This window comes from Streptomyces sp. NBC_00620 (assembly GCF_026341825.1).
In the GTDB taxonomy this organism is placed as follows: Bacteria; Actinomycetota; Actinomycetes; order Streptomycetales; family Streptomycetaceae; genus Streptomyces.
Genome location: NZ_JAPENY010000002.1, coordinates 118,352 through 137,542 on the forward strand (window position 1 = coordinate 118,352; position 19,191 = coordinate 137,542).

Sequence of the window (19,191 nt, forward strand, 5' to 3'; positions counted from 1 at the left end):
GAGCCCCCATGAGCACCACAATCAAGAGCTCCGCCCCGGCGGACAAGGTCCCCACGGACGACGCCCTGCCGCCCCGCAAGTCGCGCCGGCGCGGCGAGAACAGCCTCGCCGGGTCGATCACCTCGCACGGCATCCTGACCGTCGCCAGCCTCGTCGCGCTCTTCCCGATCGCCTGGCTGGTCTACCTGTCCCTCGGCCCGGACAAGGACGACTACCTGCACCCCGGGGGCATCCTCGGCAAGATGACGCTCGACAACTACGCGTTCGTGCTCCAGCACACGCCGTTCTTCAACTGGCTGTGGAGCACGCTCGTGGTGTCGCTCGGCACCACCTTCATCGGTGTGCTGGTCGCCGCCACCACCGGCTACGCGGTCTCCCGCATGCGCTTCCCCGGCTACAAGAAGTTCATGTGGGTACTGCTCGTCACCCAGATGTTCCCGGTCGCCGTACTGATGGTGCCGATGTACGAGATCCTTTCGGAACTCCAGCTCATCGACAACTACTTCGGCCTGATCCTCGTCTACTGCTCGACCGCCGTGCCGTACTGCGCGTGGCTGCTCAAGGGCTACTTCGACACGATCCCCTTCGAGATCGACGAGGCGGGACGCGTCGACGGACTCAGCCCCTTCGGTACCTTCGCGCGGCTGATCCTCCCACTCGCCAAGCCGGGCCTGGCGGTTGCCGCCTTCTACAGCTTCATCACCGCGTTCGGCGAAGTCGCCTTCGCCTCGACGTTCATGCTGTCCGACACGAAGTACACCTTCGCCGTCGGCCTGCAGAGCTTCGTCAGCGAGCACGACGCCCAGCGCAACCTGATGGCCGCCACCGCCGTGCTGGTCGCGATACCCGTCTCCGCGTTCTTCTACCTTGTGCAGAAGAACCTGGTGGCCGGCCTCACCGCGGGCGGCACGAAGGGCTGACGCCCACTCAGAAGCTCCCGCGCGACCCTGTCGCGCGGGTGGCGGCCGCGGTGACCATCCGACCCCGCTGTCACCGCGGCCGCCTCGTCCGTTGCCTCCACACACGCCCATGACCCGACCACATCCCCCACTCTCGGCTCCGCTCGACCGGGGGACCCCCATCGCCTCAAGGACGCCATGAGCCAGCACTCCACCGACCAGGCCCCGACCTCCGCCCTCGCCACTGTCGCCGCACACCGCGACTGGTGGCGCGACGCGGTGATCTACCAGGTCTATCCGCGCAGCTTCGCCGACAGCAACGGCGACGGCATGGGCGACCTGGAGGGCGTACGTTCCAGACTTCCGTACCTGCGCGACCTCGGCGTGGACGCCGTGTGGCTGAGCCCCTTCTACGCCTCGCCGCAGGCCGACGCCGGCTACGACGTGGCGGACTACCGGGCCGTCGACCCCATGTTCGGCAACCTGCTGGACGCCGACGCCCTGATCCGCGACGCCCACGAGCTGAGCCTGCGGATCATCGTCGACCTCGTCCCCAACCACTCCTCCGACCAGTACGACTGGTTCAAGCGAGCTCTCGCCGAGGGACCCGGTTCCCCTCTCCGCGAGCGCTACCACTTCCGGCCCGGCAAGGGCGAGAACGGTGAACTGCCGCCCAACGACTGGGAGTCCATCTTCGGCGGCCCCGCCTGGACCCGGGTCACCGAACCGGACGGCACCCCCGGCGAGTGGTACCTGCACCTCTTCGCGCCCGAGCAGCCCGACTTCAACTGGGAACACCCGGCCGTCGGCGACGAGTTCCGCTCCATCCTCAGGTTCTGGCTCGACATGGGCGTCGACGGCTTCCGCATCGACGTGGCGCACGGTCTTGTGAAGGCCGAGGGCCTGCCGGACCTGGGTTCCCACGAGCAGCTGAAGCTCCTGGGCAACGATGTCATGCCGTTCTTCGACCAGGACGGCGTGCACGACGTCTACCGCCAGTGGCGAACGATCCTCGACGAGTACTCGGGCGAGCGCATCTTCGTCGCCGAGGCGTGGACCCCGACCATCGAGCGCACCGCCAACTACGTGCGCCCCGACGAGCTGCACCAGGCCTTCAACTTCCAGTACCTGGGCACCCATTGGGACGCGCCCGAGCTGCGCGACTGCATCAACCGCACGCTGGACGCGATGCGCCCGGTCGGCGCCCCCGCCACCTGGGTCCTTTCCAACCACGACGTGACCCGGCACGCCACCCGCTTCGCCAACGAGGCCGGGCTCGGCACCCAGATCCGCACGGCGGGCGACCGCGCGCTTGGCCTGCGCCGGGCACGGGCGGCGACCCTGCTGATGCTGGCGCTGCCCGGCTCCGCGTACCTCTACCAGGGCGAGGAGCTCGGCCTGCCGGACGTCGTGGACCTGCCGGACGAGGTGCGCCAGGACCCCGCCTACTTCCGGGGCGCGGGCCAGGACGGCTTCCGTGACGGCTGCCGGGTGCCGATCCCGTGGACCCGCGAGGGCTCGTCGTACGGCTTCGGAAGCGGTGGCAGCTGGCTGCCGCAGCCCGCCGAGTGGGCCGAGCTGAGCATCGAGGCGCAGACCGGCACGGCGGGCTCCACCCTGGAGCTGTACCGCGAGGCGCTCGCCGTCCGGCGCGAGCGGCGCGACCTCGGTGCGGGCGACTCCGTCGAGTGGCTGAAGGCGCCGGAGGGTGTACTCGCCTTCCGCCGCGGCGAGTTCGTCTGCACCGCGAACACCGGCACCGAGGCGGTGACCGTCCCGGCGTACGGCCGTGTGCTGATCGCCAGCGGCGAGGTGACGCTCTCGGAGGACGGCGGCGAGGCGAAGCTGCCGGCGGACGTCACCGTGTGGTGGACGGTCTGACATGCGTATGAGCGGTGCCCCGGTTCACGGGGCACCGCTCAACTCCTTGTAGGGGGGCTACTTCCAGGTGTCAGTCACGCTGTAGCCCGCCCCCGAACCCGTGCTGTAGGTCCGGTTGGCGCCCGACTCCCACGTCACGTTCCCGGACGCGTCCTTCTTGATGTACTTGTACTCGAACGACGTCGACTTGGGCACGATCGCGAGCCTGCCCCAGTACGGGTACGAGGCGGAGGAGAGCGGGATCGCGTCGGCGGTGTTCCAGGAGCCGAGTGACGGGATCGAGCCGACGACGTACACGTTGGTGCCGCTGGTGGTGGTGGCGTTCACGCCGAAGGTCACATCCGTGGCGTTCGCGCTCGCCACGTTCCAGGAACTGTTGGTCTCCACGGCCGAAGTGCCCGTGGTGAGCGTCCTGTTGGCGTTGGACTCCCAGGTGACGTTGCCGGAGCCGTCCTTCTTGATGAACTTGTACTCGATGCTGCTGCTCTGCGGCACGGAGACGTCCGTCTTCCAGACGGGGTAGCCGGACGACGAGAGCTTCACCGCGCTGGAGGTGTTCCAGCTGCCAAGCGCCGAGACCGAGCCGACCACGTACACATCGGTGCCGGAGGTCGTCGACGCGTACTCGTTGAAGGTCGCCGTGACCGTGCCGGTGCCCGGATCGGTGCCGCCGCCGCAGTTGACGGTGCAGATGTAGTCCGGGTCGTAGAAGGCGACCGCGCCCTTGGCGGGCACCGTGAGTGTGGCCTTGCCGCCGGAGACGGTGACCGTCGTGGCGCCGCCGTCGATCACATTGGGGTAGCTGCCGTCGGCGAGACCGGTGGTGTACGCGTAAGTGTTCGCGCCGGAGCTGTTGTTGATGGCGACGAACCCGGCGCCGCCCCGGCCGAAGCCGATCACATTGGACGCGGGGGACTGCCAGTTGGCGACGGAGTAGCCGGTCGCCGCGTTGTGCCAGCCGACCATGCCCGAGACCGTGGTGTCGCGGTCCAGGCAGGACCAGCCGCTGGCGCAGTTGGTGTCGGTGACGAAGCCGCCCGAGTTCGGCGGGGCCTCGTCGCTCTGGCTGAAGGTCCAGCCGGCGTAGACGGACGGCGTGCCGTAGCCGCGTGCCAGCTGGAAGACGTTGGCGAGCACGGCCGTGGAGCCGTCCTTGTAGCTGAGCGAGTAGCCGTTGCGCTCGGTGTCGTGGTTGGTGACGAAGGTGTTGGAGTTCGCCTCGGTGGCCAGCCCCCAACTGCTCCCGAAACTCGACAGGTTGGCGATGTCGCCCTGGAACTGCGACTTCACCTGCGAGGCGAAGGTGAAGTCGAGGACGTCACCGGTGCCGTAGTACTCGTCGAGCGAGGGCGGTGTACCCGGGTAGATCTCCTGTGTGATGTACGGCGCCGAGCCCGCGGTCGTCGTATGCAGTCCGGCGACGATGGCGCTCATGTCCGCGGCCTCGATGTGCTTGGCCGCGTCGACGCGGAAGCCGTCGACACCCAGGTCGATCTGCTGGTTGAGGAAGCCGATGATCTTCGTGCGGACGCCGCTCTCGGCGGTGTCCAGGTCGGGCAGGCCCAGGAGTTCGCAGTGCTGGACCTGGTAGCGGTTGGTCCAGTCCGTGATCGTAGTGGTGCAGTCGTCGCTGTCGGCCGGGTCGTAGTCCGGGGTGTCGTACTTGGTGGTGAGGACGGTGCCGTTGTAGCCGGTGCCGGTCTGGGCGGCGGTGTGGTTGATCACCGCGTCCGTGTAGACCTTGATACCCGCGGCGTGGCAGGTGTCGACCATGGTCTTGAACTGAGTCGCCGTCCCGAAACGGCTGTTCAGGTTGTACGCGTACGGCTGGTACACGTCCCACCAGTAGAAGTTGGACTGCTTGAGCGATTCGGCGGGCGGCGCCACCTGCACCGCTCCGTATCCGGCCGGGTCGAGCACGTCGGTGCACTCGGCGGCGACCGACTTCCAGTTCCACTCCCACAGGTTGGCGATCACATCCCCGTTGGGTATACCGGTGTCGGCCGCGGCGGCCTGCTGGGCGGGCAGCGCGGCAAGACCGCCTACCGCCAGCGCGGCGGTCAGCAGCAGCCTGGTGATCCTTCTGCGTCTTAAGGCCATCATGGTGCGGCTCCTCTTCGGATCCGGCCGGCTCGACCGGGACGCGCGGGGCGTCGGCTCGTGTGGAGCGTGGGACTGCCGAAGGGTCCGCGTCAATACAGGAGTTGGAAGTTCTTTCGACATCTTGCTGAAACTTGCGTGCAAGAGATACGTTCCGATCCCCCCACCCGCACAAGGAAGTGCAGGAGCACTCACATGGCAAGGAAAACGCTTGCCGCCACGCTCGCCCTCGCGGCGGGCCTGGCGGTCACGGTGGCTGTACCCCCAGGCACGGCGGCGGCCTCCCCGCCCGGCACCAAGGACGTCACGGCCGTCCTCTTCGAGTGGGACTTCGACTCCGTCGCGACGGAGTGCGCCAGCCGGCTCGGCCCCGCCGGGTACGGCTTCGTCCAGGTCTCACCACCCGCCGAGCACATACAAGGCTCGCAGTGGTGGACCTCGTACCAGCCGGTCAGCTACCAGATAGCCGGGCGGCTCGGCAACGCCACCGACTTCCAGGAGATGGTCACGGCCTGCCACAACGCGGGCGTGAAGGTCGTCGTCGACACGGTCATCAACCACATGTCGGCGGGCAGCGGCACCGGCACCGGCGGCTCCTCGTACACGAAGTACAACTACCCGGGCCTGTACTCCTCGTACGACTTCGACGACTGCACCGCCACCATCAGCGACTACACGAACCGCACCAATGTGCAGAACTGTGAGCTGGTCGGTCTCGCGGACCTCGACACGGGCGAGTCGTACGTCCGCTCCGCCATCGCCGGCTACATGAACACCCTGCTCGGCTACGGCGTCGACGGCTTCCGCATCGACGCGGCCAAGCACATGCCGGCGGCCGACCTCGCCAACATCAAGTCCCGGCTGAGCAATTCGAGCGTGTACTGGAAGCAGGAGGTCATCTACGGCTCGGGCGAGGCCGTCCAGCCGACCGAGTACACCGGCAACGGCGACGTCCAGGAGTTCCGGTACGCGTACGACCTCAAGCGGGTCTTCAACAACGAGAACCTCGCCTACCTGAGCAACTACGGCGAGGGCTGGGGCTATATGAGCAGCGGTGTCTCGGGTGTCTTCGTCGACAACCACGACACCGAGCGCAACGGGTCGACCCTGACGTACAAGGACGGCGCGAACTACACGCTCGCGAACGTCTTCATGCTGGCCTGGCCGTACGGCGCGCCCGACATCAACTCGGGCTACGAGTTCTCCTCCACCGACGCCGGACCGCCCAACGACGGTACGGTCAACGCCTGTTGGCAGGACGGCTGGAAGTGCCAGCACGCCTGGCCGGAGATCCAGTCGATGGTCGCCTTCCGCAACACCACCCGCGGTGAGTCGGTCACCAACTGGTGGGACAACGGCGCCGACGCCATCGCGTTCGGCCGCGGCTCCAAGGGCTATGTGGCCATCAACCACGAGTCGTCCTCGCTGACCCGCACCTATCAGACCTCCCTCGCGGCGGGCACGTACTGCAACGTCCAGAGCAACACGACCGTCACGGTGAACAGTTCGGGCCAGTTCACGGCGACGCTCGGCACGAACACGGCGCTGGCGATCTACTCGGGCAAGTCCAGCTGCTGAGTAGTGGCAGAAGAGGGCCCGTTCACCGATCACCCGGTGAACGGGCCCTCGGTCTGTCGGGCCTCGGTCTGTCGAGCCCTCCCTCCGGGCAGGATGTGAAAGTTCTTGCCATCGGTTTCAAGACTCTTGCTGTAAACCTTTCGTAAGCGATACGGTCACGCCGGCGCCCGGCAACGAAGCTGAGCCGCGGCGTGGGGTCGGACCCGAATGAGCCGTAATCGCAAGGAGTTCAGGCCTGTGATACCGAGATGGTCGGCGCCCTGGGCGCACCGCACCCCCCATCACACCGCGCGGCGCGGACGGATCGCGGCCGTCGCCGTGGTCGCCCTCACCGCAGCGCTCGTGCAGCCCCTCGCGGCCCGCGCCGCCACCCCGCCCGCGCCCCCGTCCGATGCGGCCCTGGCCAAGACGGCCGCCCGCAATGACGCGACCCGCGAGCAGTTCTACTTCGTCCTCCCGGACCGCTTCGCCAACGGCGACACCTCCAACGACGAGGGCGGTCTGACCGGTTCACGTCTGTCGACCGGTTACGACCCCACCGACAAGGGCTTCTACCAGGGCGGCGACCTCAAGGGTCTGACGAAGAAGCTCGACTACATCAAGGATCTCGGCACCACTGCCATCTGGATGGCGCCGATCTTCAAGAACCAGCCCGTACAGGGCACCGGCGACAACGCCTCGGCCGGCTACCACGGCTACTGGATCACCGACTTCACCCAGGTCGACCCGCACTTCGGCACGAACAGGGATCTCGAGACGCTGATCTCCAAGGCCCACTCCAAGGGCATGAAGGTCTTCTTCGACGTCATCACCAACCACACCGCCGACGTCGTCGACTACGAGGAGAAGTCCTACGGCTACCTCTCCAAGGGCGCCTTTCCGTATCTGACGAAGGACGGTGAGCCCTTCGACGACGCCGACTACGCGGACGGTTCGCAGGACTTCCCCGAGGTCGACGCCGACTCCTTCCCGCGCACGCCGACCGTGACGGCCGCGAAGCAGGACGCCAAGGTCCCGTCGTGGCTCAACGACACGACGATGTACCACAACCGCGGCGACTCCACCTTCGCCGGGGAGAGCTCCGAGGGCGGCGACTTCTCCGGCCTCGACGACCTGTGGACCGAGCGTCCCGAGGTCGTCAGCGGCATGGAGAAGATCTACGAGAAGTGGGTCCGCGACTTCGACATCGACGGCTTCCGGATCGACACCGTGAAGCACGTCAACATGGAGTTCTGGACGCAGTGGGCCACCGCCCTCGACGCGTACGCGGCCAAGCAGGGCCGCGACGACTTCTTCATGTTCGGCGAGGTCTACTCCGCCGGCACGTCGATCACTTCGCCGTACGTCACCGAGGGCCGCCTCGACTCCACGCTCGACTTCCCCTTCCAGGAAGCGGCCCGGCAGTACGCCTCCCAGGGCGGCAGCGCGCAGAAGCTGGCCTCGGTCTTCGGCGACGACTACAAGTACACGACGGACAAGGCCAACGCGTACGAGCAGGTCACCTTCCTCGGCAACCACGACATGGGCCGCATCGGGTACTTCCTGAACCAGGACAACCCGAACGCGACCGACGCCGAGCTGTTGAAGAAGGACAAGCTCGCGAATGAGCTGATGTTCCTCAGCCGCGGCAACCCGGTCGTCTACTACGGCGACGAGCAGGGCTTCACCGGCGCGGGCGGCGACAAGGACGCCCGCCAGACGATGTTCGCCTCCAAGACCGCCGACTACCTCGACGACGACGAGCTCGGCACCGACCGCACCCACGCGAGCGACGCCTACGACACGAGTGCACCGCTCTACAAGCAGATCAGTGCTCTCGCGAAGCTCCGCAAGGACAACCCCGCGCTCGCGGACGGCGTCCAGACGGAGCGGTACGCCGCCGACGGCGCCGGTGTCTACGCCTTCTCCCGTACGGACGCGAAGACCGGCACCGAGTACGTCGTCGCCGTGAACAACGCCGGCGAGGCGAAGACGGCGACCTTCGCCACGGGCTCGGCGGACATGAGGTTCCGCGGGATCTACGGCACCCAGGACACCGTCACCAGCAACGCCGACAGCAAGGTCACCGTCACCGTCCCGGCCGGTTCCTCGATCGTCCTCAAGGCGGCGGGGAAGCTCGCCGCACCCGCCGCGAAGCCGGCGCTCACCCTGAAGGCCCCGGACACGGGCGCCACCGGCACCGTCGAGCTGAGCGCCGACGTCACCGGCGGTCAGCTCAACCGTGTCGTCTTCGCCGCCCAGGTCGGCAACGCCAAGTGGCAGACGCTCGGCTCCGCCGACCACGCCCCGTACAAGGTCACTCAGGCCATCGCCGAGGACGTACCGGCCGGAACCGCCTTGCGCTACAAGGCAGTTGTCATCGACTCGGCCGGACGCACATCGAGCGCCACGGCAACCTCGGTCACGGGCACACCGCCCGTTGCTGAAATCCCGACGGCGTCCTCGCGCGACTACGCGATCGTCCACTACAAGCGCACCGACGGCGACTACACCGACTGGCGGCTCTACGCCTGGGGCGACCTCGCCGACGGCGAGTCGACGACCTGGCCCGAGGGCCACGACTTCATCGGCCGCGACGCCTACGGGGCCTTCGCCTACGTCAAGTTGAAGCCGGGTGCTTCCAGCGTCGGCTATCTCGTGATCGACAAGGACGGCAACAAGGACGTCTCCGCCGACCGCACGATCGACGTCACGAAGACGGGCGAGATCTGGGTCGAGCAGGGCAAGGAAGCCGTCCTCACCGAGAAGCCCGACTACCCGGCGCAGGACAAGACGAAGGCGGTCCTGCACTACCACCGTGCCGACGGGAACTACGACGGCTGGGGACTGCACGTCTGGACGGGCGCCGCGACGGGCACGGACTGGTCGAAGCCCCTGCAGCCGGTGGACACTGACGCCTATGGCGCTGTGTACGAGGTGCCGCTCGCCGAGGGTGCCACCAGCCTCAGCTACATCCTCCACAAGGGCGACGAGAAGGACCTCCCCACCGACCAGTCGCTCGACCTCACGGCGAACGGCCACGAGGTGTGGCTGTTGAACGGCCAGGAGAAGTACCTGCTCCCGCAGCCGGCGGGCAGTGCGGCCGCGCTCGACCTGACCACGTCCAAGGCCGTCTGGATCGACCGGAACACGGTCGCCTGGAACGGCTCCGACGCGGCCGTGTCCACCCAGCTGCTCTACTCGCGCGACGGCTCGATCGCGGTGAAGGACGGCGCGCTGACCGGGGACGCCAAGTGGCTCCGCCTGTCCAAGTCCACCCTCACCGACGCCCAGAAGGCCGCCTTCCCGCACCTCAAGGACTACACCGCCTGGACCGTCGACCCGCGCGACCGCAACCGGGTCCGTGAAGCGCTGAACGGTCAGATCGTCGCCTCGCAACGCGCCGTGAACGGAGCGGTGTTGGCAGCGACGGGCGTCCAGATCGCCGGCGTACTCGACGATCTGTACGACGCGACGAAGGCGGACCTCGGCCCGACCTTCCGCAACGGCGTTCCCACGCTTGCCGTGTGGGCGCCCACCGCGCAGAGCGTCGCCCTGGATCTCGACGGCACCTCGGTCAGGATGAAGCGGAACGACACCACCGGCGTCTGGTCCGTCACCGGCAAGAAGTCCTGGGCGAACAAGCCCTACCGGTACGTCGTCAAGGTGTGGGCGCCGACCGTCCAGAAGGTCGTCACCAACACGGTCACCGACCCGTACTCGGTGGCCCTGACCGCAAACTCGGAGCAGAGCCTCGTCGTCGACCTGGACGCCAAGTCCCTTGCCCCGAGCGGCTGGTCGACCCTCAAGAAGCCCGCGGCGGTGGCGCTGAAGGACGCCCAGATCCAGGAGCTGCACATCCGGGACTTCTCGGTGGCGGACACCACGGCCGAGAACCCGGGCACCTACCTCGCGTTCGCCGACAAGGACAGCGACGGCTCCAAGCACCTACGGGAACTGGCCAAGTCCGGCACCTCCTATGTGCACTTGCTGCCCGCCTTCGACATCGCCACCATCCCCGAGAAGAAGTCCGACCAGGCGACCACCGACTGCGACCTCGCCTCCTACGCGGCCGACTCCGACAAGCAGCAGGAGTGCGTGGCGAAGATCGCCGCGAAGGACGCCTACAACTGGGGCTACGACCCGTACCACTACACCGTTCCGGAGGGCTCGTACGCGACCGACCCGGACGGCACGGACCGTACGGTCGAATTCCGCCAGATGGTCAAGTCCCTGAACGAGGACGGCCTCCGGGTCGTCATGGACGTGGTCTACAACCACACCGCCGCGAGCGGCCAGGCCGACACCTCCGTGCTCGACAAGGTCGTACCCGGCTACTACCAGCGGCTCCTCGCCGACGGCAGCGTCGCCAACTCCACCTGCTGCTCCAACACGGCGACCGAGAACGCCATGATGGGCAAGCTGGTGGTGGACTCGATCGTCACCTGGGCCAAGGAGTACAAGGTCGACGGCTTCCGCTTCGACCTCATGGGGCACCACCCCAAGGCCAACATCCTCGCGGTCAGGAAGGCCCTCGACGCGCTCACCCTGGCCAGGGACGGCGTCGACGGCAAGAAGATCATCCTGTACGGCGAGGGCTGGAACTTCGGCGAGGTCGCCGACGACGCCCGCTTCACGCAGGCCACGCAGAAGAACATGGCGGGGACGGGCATCGCGACCTTCTCCGACCGTGCGCGTGACGCCGTACGCGGCGGCGGCCCCTTCGACGAGGACCCCGGCGTCCAGGGCTTCGCCTCCGGTCTCTACACCGACCCCAACTCCTCGACCAGCAACGGCACTTCGGCCGAGCAGAAGGCCCGCCTGCTGCACTACCAGGACCTCATCAAGGTCGGGCTCAGCGGCAACCTCGCCAAGTACAGCTTCACCGACACCAGCGGCAAGGAGGTCAAGGGCTCCGAGGTCGACTACAACGGCCAGGCCGCCGGATACGCGGACGCGCCGGGAGACGCCCTCGCGTACGCCGACGCGCACGACAACGAGTCGCTGTACGACGCCCTCACCTACAAGCTGCCCGCGGCGACGAGCGCGAGCGACCGGGCCCGGATGCAGGTCCTGGCCATGGCGACGGCCACCCTCTCGCAGGGCCCGTCCCTCTCCCAGGCCGGCTCCGACCTGCTGCGCTCCAAGTCCCTGGACCGCAACTCCTACGACAGCGGCGACTGGTTCAACGGCATCCACTGGAACTGCCAGGACGGCAACGGCTTCGGAGGCGGGCTGCCGATGGCGGCCGACAACGCCTCCAAGTGGCCCTACGCCACACCGCTGTTGACGTCCGTCAAGGTGGGCTGCGACCAGATCGACGGAACCTCAGCCGCGTACCAGAACCTGCAGAGGATCCGTACGACGGAGAGCGTCTTCTCCCTCGCCACGGCCGACCAGGTGCAGTCGAAGCTCTCCTTCCCGCTGTCCGGGACGGATGAGACACCCGGTGTGATCACGATGGAGCTCGGCGACCTCGTCGTCGTCTTCAACGCGACTCCGGACAAGCAGGAGCAGACCGTCGATGCGCTGGCCGGGACGGCGTACGCGCTGCATCCGGTGCAGGCGGCGGGCGCGGACTCCACCGTCAAGTCCTCTTCATATACGGCGAAATCAGGCACGTTCGCCGTTCCGGGACGCACTGTGGCGGTATTTGCGCGGACTTCCTGAAAAGGGCATTACCTTGGTGGGGCAGACCCCGAACCCGGGTCTGCCCCATCGGTGTGTCCAAAGGCTGGCAGATGGATGTCAACGGCAAGCGGACAGAAACGACCGTGCTGGTCGTGGACGATGTGGCGGCCAGCCGGTACGCCATGAGCGCCGTGCTGCGGCGCGCCGGCTACCAGGTCGTCCCGGCCGCCAGCGGATCCGAGGCGCTCGTCGAACTCGATGTACGGCAGCGCAAGGGCGCCCTGCCCGATGTGGCGCTCATAGACGTGGGCCTGCCGGACATGAGCGGCTTCGAGCTGTGCCGTCGGCTCAAGGCCCGGCCGCACATGGCCGGTCTGCCCGTCGTGCACTTCTCGGCCGCCTCCGTCGCTCCCGCCGACCGCTGCCAGGGCCTTGACGCGGGCGGCGAGGCGTATCTGACGGTGCCCGCCGAGCCCGAGGAGATCGACGCGGTGGTCCGGGCCGCGGTGCGCGCCGCGCGGCTGCGGGCCGACGACCAGGCGCTGGCACGCCGGCTGACGCGGCTGGCGGAGACGATCGTCGCCATCCAGACGGCCCGCTCCCCGCAGGAACTCGCCGATGCCGCCGCCGAGGGCACCGCGCGGCTCACCGGCGGTCCCGCCGCCGTCTTCGTCCTCGGCCCGGACGACGAGCTGTACCGCGGCACCTCACGCGACCGCACCTCGCTCGCGATGCCGGACGAAGGCGCCCACCGGACCGTGGCCGGTCTGCTCCGGCGGCTCACCCGCGGGCAGGCCGGAGTACGGATCACCACGGTTCCCGCACCGCTGTGGCCCGCCGGGTTCTTCCGGCCGGAAGTGCAGCACGACGCCCGGATGGCGCTGATCCCCATCCAGGACGGCAGGGCCGCGGTGTGCCTCGCCACACCCACCCGCGGTGTGCGCCGGGTGAACCCCGAGGGTGAGGCACTGGTCGCCCGGCTCGCCGAGGCCACCGCGCTCGCCGCCGAGCCGCTGCTCATGTACCAGGTCGAGCGGCACGTCGCCCTCACCCTCCAGCACAGCTTCCTGCCCCAGCCGCACCGGCTGCCCGACCTGCCGGGCCTCGAGGTCGTCGTCCGGTACGTGCCCGCGTCCCAGGAGACCGAGATCGGCGGCGACTTCTACGCCGCCCTGCGCACCGACGAGGGCGTGCTCGCCGCGGTCGGCGACGTCGTCGGACACTCGCTGGAGGCGGCCACCGTCATGGTCGAGATCCGGCACGCGCTGCGCGCCTACTGCGTCGACGAGAGCGACCCGGCCGTGCTCGCCGAACGCCTCGACCGGATGCTCCAGCGCTACCACCCCGACGTGACCGCCACCGTCTGCCTGCTCCTGATCGACCCGGCCACCGGACGCACCCGGATCGCCAACGCGGGCCACATCCCGCCGCTGATCATCCGGGACTCCGGCAGCGCCGACTACGCCAAGGCCGCAGGGCCGCTGCTCGGCGTGGGCCTGCCCCACCCGCCGCCCACCGAGCTGTTCCTCGAACCCACCGACCGGCTCCTCATGATCACCGACGGTCTGATCGAGACCCGCGGCACCGACCTCGCGGCCTCGATGGAGCACCTCCGCGCGGCTGCCTCCGGTGCCCTGCCCGGCCTGGACGCCCTGTGCGACACGCTCCTCGCCTCCTTCGGCCGCGACCGGGAGGACGACATCGCGCTGCTTGCGCTGCGGCTAGGGTGATCGGGATATCCCTAGAACAGGAGTGCCCATGCCGCAGATCGCCGTCGAACGCTCCCCGGGGCTCGATCACGTCGACTGGAACGCCTTCGCGCTCGCGCTGCACCCGGTGGTCGTCGAGGTGGCGGCCGCGCGCATCGAGGCATGCAAGACGCGGGTCCTGAGGACCGAGGACGAAGTCGTGGGAGACGTGGCGGCAACGGGCACGGGCGGGCCGGCCATCGTGCATGTCACGCTCGCCCTGCTCCCCGGCCGCTCCGACGAGACCAAGGCCGAACTCACGGAAGCCGTACTGGAGCTGCTGCACAAGCACATCGAACCCACCGACGGGGTCTCGACGGTGCACGCCTCCGCCGAAGTACGCGACCTCGACCCGTCGTACCGGAAGTACGAGGAGTAGCAGCCCTTACGAGGCGGGCGGCGACGCCAGTGCGATCAGCCGGACGACGAGGTCACTGAACGGCCCGTCGCCCGGCTCGCTCTTGAGCGACTCGCGCAGCAGCTCGCTCAACTCCTCGTCGTAGGCGGCACTCACCGCCGCCAGTGCCCCGAAGTCGTGCACCAGCTGCCGTTCCAGCTCGGCGCGCGGGATGCGCCGTCCGTCCAGCCAGATCAGCGCCGTCGACTCGACGAGCGAGATCCAGGAGCGGATCACCAACTCCAGGCGGGCAGGCGGGTTTTCGACCTTCATGTGCGAGAGGATCTGGAGGTACGCGGCCTGCCGCACCCCGTCGACCAGCGCGTTGGTGGTCGACGAGCCCACCGCGGGACCGCCTCGCATCAGCGCCGCGAAACCGGGCCCGTGGTCGTCCACGAAGTCGAAGAACCGGCGCATCACCCGCAGCAGCCGCGAGCCCAGCGCCCCCTCCTCGGGGACCACGAACCGCCCCGCGAGATCGTCCGAGGCCCGCTGCAACGCCGCCTCGTACAGGCTGAGTTTGCCGGGAAAGTAGTGGTAGACCAGCGGCCGCGAGATGCCCGCGGCCGCCGCTATCTCGTCGATGGAGACCTCGTCGGGCGAGCGTCGGCTGAAGAGTTCGAGGGCGACGCCGATCAGCTGCTGCCGCCGCTCCTCGACACCCATCCTGCGGCGTACCCCGGTTGTCATACGAACACCTTACCGATCGGATCCGGCCCGGAACGGGCCGGTCCGCCCACGGCGGTTCACATGTCCAGCACGATCCTCTCACCACGCGCCCGCGATACACAGATCGGGAACGTCCGCGAGGAGCACGCCGAGATCGGGCCGCCCCGCAACGACGGTCACCCGGCCCGCGCCCAGCTTCTCGACCTCCTCCAGGAACGGCATCGAGGCCCGCGTCCGCCCGCAGTACAGCAACCGCCACTCCACACCGTCGGGAAGAGCCCGCAGCATCGGCAGAACCGGGGTGATCCCGATGCCGCCCACGACGAAGACGTACGACGGGGCCTCGACGAGCGGGAACCGATTGCGCGGCCCGCGGACCTCCAGCTCCACGCCCTCCCGCACCCGTTCGTGCAGCTCGCGCGAACCGCCCCGCCCGTCCTCGACCAGCCGGGTCGCGACGGTGTACGACGAGCTGTCCGCCGGGTCGCCGCACAGCGAGTACTGCCGCACAAGGCCCGAAGGCAGCACCAGATCGAGATGCGCCCCGGGCTCCCAGCGCGGCAAGTCCCGCCCCGCCAGGCGAAGTTGTACGACCCCCTCGGCGACCGGCTCGTACGAGCTCACCGTCAGCCGCAGCGCACGCGACCGCGGCCGCCCGGACACCGGCTCCTCCAGCGCGGGCAACGGCCACAGCGGCGAGGCCTGGATACGGCGGCGCATCGCCCGCTTGGCGAGCAGCGCGGCGCCCGCGACCACCGCGACGGTCCCGAGCCGGGGCATCACGCGCCCCGCTTCTCCGCGGCCAGCGCCGCGGGGGAGGAGGCGAGATAGGCGACTGCCTGCTCGGTCGACCCCTCCTGGGAGGGGTGGTAACTCCGGCTGAGATAGCGCGGGATGGACTTGAGCATGTCCCCGGTCGACGGCAGCACTCCCGCCTTCCCGCTGACGTACAAGTCCTTGAAGCTCGCCCTGCCCGCCGTCAGCGTCGGATCGTTCGCCATGAAGAACCGCGCCCCGCGCTGCCACAGGAAGACGAGAGCCGTGAACGCGGTCGCCCAGGTCCGCGCGCGCCGCCGGTAGTCCCCGTCGACGTGCATGAACAGCTCGAACGCCACGGCCCGGTGCTCGACCTCCTCGGCGCCGTGCCAGCGCAGCAGATCCAACATGGTCGGATCGGCGCCCCGCCGGTCCAACTCCTCCGCGTTCAGCACCCAGTTGCCGAGAAAGGCGGTGTAGTGCTCGATCGCCGCGATGATGGCGACCCGCTCCATCAGCCACCACTTGCGGGCCCTGCCCGGCGGCAGCGTCCGGTCGCCGAGCAGCTTCTCGAAGAGCCAGTCGACCTGGGCGGTGTACGGGGTCGGGTCGAGCCCGAGTTCCCTGAGGTGGGGGAGTACCTCGTCGTGCGCCTGCGCGTGCATGGCCTCCTGGCCGATGAACCCGATGACGTCCTCGCGCAGCCGCTCGTCCCGGATGTACGGCAGCACCTGCTTGTACACATGCACGAACCAGCGCTCACCGGCCGGCAGCAGCAGATGCAGCACATTGATGGTGTGCGTGGCGAACGGATCGCCCGGCACCCAGTGCAACGGCGTGTCCTCCCAGGAGAACGACACCTTGCGCGCCTTGAGGGGTATCCGCTCGGAGTCGACCGGCTGGGGCAGCCGGGCACGGGTGTTAGACATGCCGTCAATGTACTGACGGGTAGTTGCGGGGAGAACCCCCGTGCAGCGACTTGTTGACGCAAGTGTCAGCTAGGTGTCCCGGTCAGCCTCAGCGCAGCCCGGTGATGTCCCGCCCGTCCTCCAGGCTCCCCTTCAGCTCGGCCTGCGCCCCCTGCTTCGTCCGTACGGCGAGCAGGGCGCCCTGCGCCGACCCGGTCACCCCGCCGGTCGCGCTGACCGAGGCCGTGTCCTTGCTGCCGGCCGCGAGGAGATACCAGGTCCCCGCACCCGACTTCCACAGCACGCCCGCCAGCACATGGGGGTCGCGGGCGCCGCACGCGGGCGAGTTCTCGGCCTTCGCGGCGACCGCCCCGTACGCCCCGCCCGGCGTCCGGAACTGCGCGAGGACGCGCGTGCCGCCGCCCCGCCAGGTGTCGGCCCGCGTGCACACCCAGGTCGCGCTGCCGCCGGAGTCGGGCAGTTGCTGCCGGGCGTACTGCCAGGCGTTCACGGACCGCACGCCCTGTGAGCGCACGGAGGCCAGCGAGCAGGCGAACGGGGCCCAGTTGCGCAGCGCCTCGGCGCCGGACGCCTCGGCGGGTGCCGCGGGACGGCCCGAGGTGAGGTGTGCCGGGATCAGCTCGCCGAGGTCGGTCAGCAGGCGGGTGCCCGAGTTGTCCTTGAGCTGCAGCACATTCCACGAAGTGCACGCGCCGGACCGCTGGGCCGGGCTGGCCAGCGGCGTGGTGGTGCCGTCGGCCGAGAGGGTGAGATCCATCTCGCCGGAGGACGGTTTCATCAGGTCCCGCTCGGCGGCCTCGGTCACCCAAGGGGCCGTCAAATAGCGGACGTTGCCGTCGGTCCGGCCGAGGACCACCGCCTCCGCCTCCGCTCCCTTCGCGCTGTCGACCCGCGCGAAGTCGAGGGCCGCGCCGTTCGTGCCGTCCGTGGGCTCGGCGTAACGGGCGATGCGCAGACCGTCGTAGAGCAGCACGACGCGCGCCTGGTCCACCTCGCCCGCGTACAGGAGCTGTGGCGGTCCGGGCGGGGCGCCGGACGGGGTGCCGGGGGTCGCCGAGACCGCCACGGACTCGCCGGGCCGCGCCCACACGGCGAGGGCGCGCCGCAGCAGCGCGCTGTCCCCGGTGAGGTTCCCGCGCGCGGGCCACACGGAGAAGTCGGTGCGCGCCGACTGCTGCCAGGCCAGGGCCGGCACCTTCGTCAACTGCGCCGGATCCAGGGCGGCCTGGGCCGCCGGGTTCTGCGCGTACGGCGGCGCCGCTGCACCGTCGGGCCCCCACCCGTCGCCGGGCAGGCCGAGCAGCGCACCGCACACCACGACGGCCGCGGTCGCGGCGAGCGCGGCCTTCATGTGCTGCCTGCGCCGCATCAGGTCGGTGGGCCGCGCGTGCAGCGAACAGGGGTCGAACTCGGGGGAGTCGAGGAGGGCGTCCTGCGCCTCCAGACCGGAGGCCACCGCGAGCGCCGCGCCCGGGTCCTCGACACCCGCCGCCGTCAGCACCTTCCGTACGTCCGCCTCGGACAGCTTCTCCAGGCCGCGCAGGACGTACGCGGCACGGGCCGGGCCCGAGAGCGCGGACAGCCGCTGGTCCAGGGCGAGTTCGTCGGCGCCGCCCGAGCGGGGGAAGAGCCTGAGGCCCCACACCTGGGGCAGCAGCGGCGGCAGCTGGGACCGCTTCGGCCACGCCCGCCGTGTCAGCGGCAGGCCCGCCTCCAGCGCCGTACGCACCACTTGGAGGCGTACGAAGGCGTAGCCCGGGTCGCCGTCGCGGCCGCCGCCGGTCTGCTGGGCCGGGATGACCGTCGCGTCACCGGACGTACGGCCCCGGGGCAGCGCGCGCTGGGTGAGGGCATGTGCGGTCAGCACCCGGCGGTTGCGGCCGAGGCTCGGCGGCAGCACCAGATAGGCGAGCCGGACCAGCCGCGGATAGTGCTCGACGAGCGCGGCCTCGGCCTGCTCGACGTCGACGACCGGGCCTGAGGCGGGTGCGGGGCGCGGGGCTACATCCTGTGACTGCACACATCGCAAAACGAGTGACTCGGGGGATGGTCACCCGCCGTCCGCTACTCGGGCTCGACCAGGAGCCGCGCGTAGTTCGCCATCGACCGCTGATAGCGGGGCAGATGGGGTGCGAGGGCGCCGATCACCAGGGCGAGGCCCTCGCGTTCGCGGCCCAGGTCGGCGAGGCAGAGGGCGAGGAAGCCGCGTATGGCGTCGTCCAACTCGTCGGAAGGGGCGTCGAGTTCGGGGCCGAGGAGCTCGAAGCCCTCCTCCGGCTTGCCGAGGTTCCGCAGGGAGCTGGCGAGCTGGATCGTGGCGCGGCGCCGGCGGTTGCCGCCGAGGCCGCGGGCCAGCGCCTCCCGGTACAGCGGTACGGCCTTGTCCGAGTGGCCCGTCGAGTCCCAGGCGCCTGCCTGCTCGAACGGTCCGAGGGGGCTGGCGGCGGGCAGCTCGGCCACCAGCGCGTCGATCACCGCCCGGAAGTCCGCCGCGTGCCCTTCGTCATAGTCGTGGAGTGTGGCCCACGCCGCCGCCGTACGCTCTTCCCAGTCGTCGTTCATGGGCCCCACAGTCGCACGGGTGTGCCCACCGGGGCTCCTGATTTGAGCGCTGGGCGCCCGGT

General features: G+C 69.4%; 11 protein-coding genes and 1 pseudogene. 6 read left to right on the top strand and 6 right to left on the bottom strand.

Annotated features, from left to right (window positions below; translation table 11 throughout):
• Positions 1-8: 8 nt before the first annotated feature.
• Together OG246_RS19720 and OG246_RS19725 are read left to right on the top strand one after the other, a co-directional pair.
• Positions 9-920, top strand: a complete 912-nt coding sequence (locus tag OG246_RS19720; RefSeq protein WP_266464822.1) for a sugar ABC transporter permease — start codon at positions 9-11, stop codon at positions 918-920.
• A 177-nt stretch (positions 921-1,097) separates the two neighbouring features.
• Positions 1,098-2,780, top strand: a complete 1,683-nt coding sequence (locus OG246_RS19725) for a glycoside hydrolase family 13 protein (protein ID WP_266464825.1) — start codon at positions 1,098-1,100, stop codon at positions 2,778-2,780.
• Between the two features lie 57 nt (positions 2,781-2,837).
• Here OG246_RS19725 and OG246_RS19730 read toward each other — a convergent pair whose 3' ends face one another.
• Positions 2,838-4,883 carry a carbohydrate-binding module family 20 domain-containing protein gene (locus tag OG246_RS19730; RefSeq protein ID WP_266464828.1) on the bottom strand — a complete coding sequence of 682 codons (2,046 nt, stop codon included), beginning with the start codon at positions 4,881-4,883 and terminating at the stop codon, positions 2,838-2,840.
• Positions 4,884-5,075: 192 nt separating this feature from the next.
• Between OG246_RS19730 and OG246_RS19735 the strand changes: the two genes are divergently transcribed.
• The 4 genes from OG246_RS19735 (at position 5,076) to OG246_RS19750 (ending at position 14,195) form a co-directional block, all read left to right on the top strand.
• Complete coding sequence (locus OG246_RS19735) at positions 5,076-6,458, top strand: alpha-amylase family protein (protein WP_266464831.1); 1,383 nt, start codon at positions 5,076-5,078, stop codon at positions 6,456-6,458.
• Positions 6,459-6,695: 237 nt separating this feature from the next.
• Positions 6,696-12,107: a pullulanase-type alpha-1,6-glucosidase gene (gene pulA / locus OG246_RS19740; RefSeq protein WP_266464833.1), complete on the top strand. Its 5,412-nt coding sequence runs from the start codon at positions 6,696-6,698 to the stop codon at positions 12,105-12,107.
• A gap of 71 nt (positions 12,108-12,178) precedes the next feature.
• On the top strand, positions 12,179-13,798 hold the full coding sequence (locus OG246_RS19745; RefSeq protein WP_266464835.1) for a fused response regulator/phosphatase: 1,620 nt from the start codon (positions 12,179-12,181) through the stop codon (positions 13,796-13,798).
• 28 nt (positions 13,799-13,826) lie between these two features.
• Positions 13,827-14,195, top strand: coding sequence for a 5-carboxymethyl-2-hydroxymuconate Delta-isomerase (locus OG246_RS19750; RefSeq protein WP_266464837.1), 369 nt, complete (start codon positions 13,827-13,829; stop codon positions 14,193-14,195).
• A gap of 6 nt (positions 14,196-14,201) precedes the next feature.
• On the opposite strand, the gene OG246_RS19755 is transcribed toward OG246_RS19750, so the two are convergent.
• The 5 genes and pseudogenes from OG246_RS19755 to OG246_RS19775 form a co-directional block, all read right to left on the bottom strand.
• Positions 14,202-14,903 carry a TetR/AcrR family transcriptional regulator gene (locus tag OG246_RS19755; RefSeq protein ID WP_266464840.1) on the bottom strand — a complete coding sequence of 234 codons (702 nt, stop codon included), beginning with the start codon at positions 14,901-14,903 and terminating at the stop codon, positions 14,202-14,204.
• 102 nt (positions 14,904-15,005) lie between these two features.
• Positions 15,006-15,662, bottom strand: a pseudogene (locus OG246_RS19760) (ferredoxin reductase); the annotation flags it as partial.
• Positions 15,662-16,567 (bottom strand): metal-dependent hydrolase, encoded by a 906-nt coding sequence (locus OG246_RS19765; protein WP_266464843.1) that lies wholly within the window; start codon positions 16,565-16,567, stop codon positions 15,662-15,664. The pseudogene OG246_RS19760 and the gene OG246_RS19765, both read right to left, overlap by 1 nt.
• 88 nt (positions 16,568-16,655) lie before the next feature.
• The gene (locus OG246_RS19770; RefSeq protein ID WP_266464846.1) at positions 16,656-18,587 is read right to left on the bottom strand and encodes a hypothetical protein; all 1,932 of its coding nucleotides are present in this window, start codon (positions 18,585-18,587) and stop codon (positions 16,656-16,658) included.
• Positions 18,588-18,631: 44 nt separating this feature from the next.
• The gene (locus OG246_RS19775; RefSeq protein ID WP_266464849.1) at positions 18,632-19,129 is read right to left on the bottom strand and encodes a tetratricopeptide repeat protein; all 498 of its coding nucleotides are present in this window, start codon (positions 19,127-19,129) and stop codon (positions 18,632-18,634) included.
• Positions 19,130-19,191 lie beyond the last annotated feature (62 nt).